Annotated in this window: 5 protein-coding genes; all 5 read right to left on the reverse strand. The window is 37.6% G+C overall.

Annotated features, from left to right (window positions below):
* Positions 1–194 precede the first annotated feature (194 nt).
* Entirely contained in the window at positions 195–659 is a 465-nt protein-coding gene (locus tag AACW06_RS18920) for a GNAT family N-acetyltransferase (protein WP_192076255.1), read from the reverse strand.
* 32 nt (positions 660–691) lie between these two features.
* On the reverse strand, positions 692–1,435 hold the full coding sequence (locus AACW06_RS18925) for a hypothetical protein (protein WP_192076256.1): 744 nt from the start codon (positions 1,433–1,435) through the stop codon (positions 692–694).
* Between the two features lie 156 nt (positions 1,436–1,591).
* Positions 1,592–2,041, reverse strand: a complete 450-nt coding sequence (locus AACW06_RS18930; RefSeq protein ID WP_339379021.1) for a hypothetical protein — start codon at positions 2,039–2,041, stop codon at positions 1,592–1,594.
* Positions 2,019–2,354 carry a hypothetical protein gene (locus AACW06_RS18935; RefSeq protein ID WP_238336756.1) on the reverse strand — a complete coding sequence of 112 codons (336 nt, stop codon included), beginning with the start codon at positions 2,352–2,354 and terminating at the stop codon, positions 2,019–2,021. The genes AACW06_RS18930 and AACW06_RS18935 overlap by 23 nt, the downstream gene beginning before the upstream one ends.
* Positions 2,355–2,574: 220 nt before the next feature.
* On the reverse strand, positions 2,575–3,129 hold the full coding sequence (locus AACW06_RS18940) for a hypothetical protein (RefSeq protein WP_088729524.1): 555 nt from the start codon (positions 3,127–3,129) through the stop codon (positions 2,575–2,577).
* Positions 3,130–3,291 lie beyond the last annotated feature (162 nt).

A 3,291-nucleotide genomic window follows, 5' to 3' on the forward strand; every position in this document is an offset into this window, starting at 1 on the left:
TGTCATCGGAGATACCGAATACAAGAGTCCCAATATCACTGGGCAATGGTGGAATATCAGCGCCTCACGCATACCTGTGGGTTGGGGGAATTATGAGGGGATCCGCCAGCGCCGCATTAAGGTGTGAGCAGCGCTTGGTTATACTTGAGCGAAGCGAAACTGCCAAGCGTTGCGAATCACTCTTAAATGCTTTGTTAACTGTATTTTTCCATGACGAAGTTTCTTAGCTTCTGACCACGAACTTCCACTTCTTGAGCTTGAACGACTTTAAATCCAAAGTATTCATAAAACGGTCTAGCTGTAATACTTACTTCAGAATACAAACGCTTAATACCGCGTTGTTCTGCCATGCTAAATACATGAGACATTAAAGCTTTACCCACGCCCTGCCCTTGGTATTCATGATGACAAAAGAAGTGGTCAATTAACCCATTTGGTTGTAAATCAGTATAACCAACAATAATGTTATCTACCTCAGCAACAAATGGTGATAAGCCTGACATTCGCTTTTTCCAAACCGATAAATCAAGATGCTCAGGAGCCCACGCCTCTACTTGCTCTTGGGAGTAGTCACGAAGGTTGACGTTACGAATAGTGTAAAAGTGGATATCCCAAAGCACTTGAGCATCCGATTCAATGTACTCTCTAATTGTAACCATCGTACTTCCTCCGTAATACAGTTAACGCCTTGTTAACTGTATGATTGACGTAATGTTGAAAATTTTTCACACAGTAAAAGATACTCTGCTTTTCTTTGCCCCTCAACTTTCCCTTTAGGTGGAAACCAAGAGATCCCTGCATCAATTGCACTAAGAAAACAAAGAAAGTTAATTAATGAGATGACCTTATAAAAGCTAATTTTGCTTCCAAAATCTAAGTCTGTATATACGCCATGAGTAATCCCATTTCGATTAGTATTATCTTCATGAGGATATATTTTAGAATCTGAGTACAGTTTTTTAACTGCAAACTTACGAAAAGAGTCAATCATGGACTCAATTTCTTCGTAGTCACCAATTTTATTATTGACAACTTGTGTTTTGCAGCTTTCGCATAGATTTATGATCGTCTTCTTAATATGTTCATGACCCACACCTCGATGTTTAGACAGTTTACGGGCAATTCCTTCAATAACTGGGATTAATGTACTTACAGAAGCGTAATTTAAACCTAAAAAGTGGCTTTCAATACCATTATCAATAATACTGAGATAATCTTTCACAAAGGGGGTGACTGTGTATTTCTCAGTAAATATCGCAGATATATTTTCAATAGAATAGACTGACGATAGTACATTGTTTAATGCATCGTGTTTATTTTCACCATTGTTTTTAGTTGCATCTAGGATTGATTCTAGCTGTCCCATATTAATATATGGTGGAATAAACCAGCCTATTTCGTCCAAGCTAATAGCAAAAAAATCCAAACTACCCACGATTTCCTCCTGATACAGTTAACGCCCGCTTAAGGGGCAGACAACGCTACTACCAAGTTTCCGTATAACACCGTAATCACAAAAACCAACGCATGATAAAAATGCCACGCGTTGGCTGTCCCTCTTGAAGCGTTTGTTATGTTTTATTGGATTCAATTACTTAAGTAAACCTAAACGTTGACCAACTTTTATTGAATCAAATGGTAACTTATATGCTGATTGAATTTTATTTATCTCGTTTAGATCTAGTCCTTTCACATAGCTAATATGTTTTGGGTCTGTGGTTGCTCCAATATCATCGAATAGTTTTTGTTGTTGTGGTGATAGCTGATATTCAGTCGCTTTTAGCGCTTCCCTTTCTGCCTTTGAGCAATTATCTCTGTTATCAATAGATAAATACAATATGACCATTTTTTGATCTTTAGATTCTAAAGACTCAAACCAAGATGTTATTGGAAAATCTAGCGAGTTTGATTGAGCAATTTGATTGCATTCTTCAATTTTCTTAGCATAAGCTTCAAAATTTTTTTCAAATGAAGCGGCGCAGCCTAATGTAGAAAAAAGAAAAAGTGATATAAATAGTTTATAGCGCAGCACGGCTGACACACCTCCAAAATTCGCCTTCTTCACCATATGTAGTCCAAGTCATAGGCTCGGCTATATCATATATACGTCTTTTAGTAATAGCACCGCTCGCTTGAGCTAACTTTCCAAATTCAACCCAGTCATATGCAGCTATATCTATCATCTGGTTCGCGGCATTCTTTCGACCAAGGAAAATATCTAAGATTGGAACAGCGGCTAATGATAATGTAAACATCCTGCTGCTTTCCATAATGTCCTGAATTTGTTTTACCGAATCTAAGCTTCGATTAGACAGTTTCAGGTTATTGACAGAGCAATATCCTAATTCAGCCATGAATCTACTCCAAAAATCATATTGATAAAGGCATGATAATACCAAATGATAAGTGACACAGGAGAAAACGTTTTGATTATATGCATCAAGATCACTCTCACAGGTTCATAAAGAAAACATAACGCCCAATTAAGTAGTGAGCAGCGCAACCACCCAACCTAGACAATTGCGCCTTAATCACAAAAGCTGATTCAAACCGAAAACGCCAAGCGTTGCGAATCTACTTAAATTGATTGTTAGTTAACTTTTCCCAAAGACTTACCAAAGAATCCGAGACTTTGCCAAACAGTACCTCAAAAATATGATCACGACGATTAGATATGACATCAAAACCGGTATTATGTGCAATAACGGTGTCACCGTAAACCGACTCAGCAGTTACTCTGACTGAAGAACCATCAAGCTTGTTAGTTACTGTATTATAAAGAGCATATCTATAGATAACTTCGGAAGAGTTAGCACTTAAACAGAATGGTAATGATGTTTCTATGTCCTTACTGTGGGGATTTTTTTGCTGGATAACTTCAAAGAAGCTATTGAACGATGTTATCTCAATAGTTTCCCCATCAGCTAGAAGTAATTCGACTTTTTTTAAGATTGCAGCTCCATTACCATCGTTAATCAGCTTAAACTCATAAACCACAGAATTGTCCTGCGTAGAGGCTGAAAAATACGTATGTAGTATCGGTAGCAACTCTTTTCGATTGTGTTGACGCTGAATAAATAAAGTAATGCATGCAACCATCAACGCTAAAAAAACCAGAAATATTTCCATTATTCTCCGTACCTGTCATGTTAACTAACGCCGCGTTCTTACGAATCCCCTCATAATTTCTATATAAAACAATGAGTAGACGCGCATCGCTCATTCTGATCTAATGAATTTCGCCAAAAACACACCTGATTAAATGGATTTAATAGGGAGCCCTAACGATGC

It is taken from the genome of Vibrio sp. S12_S33, from assembly GCF_963889785.1.
Classification (GTDB): Bacteria; Pseudomonadota; Gammaproteobacteria; order Enterobacterales; family Vibrionaceae; genus Vibrio; species Vibrio aestuarianus.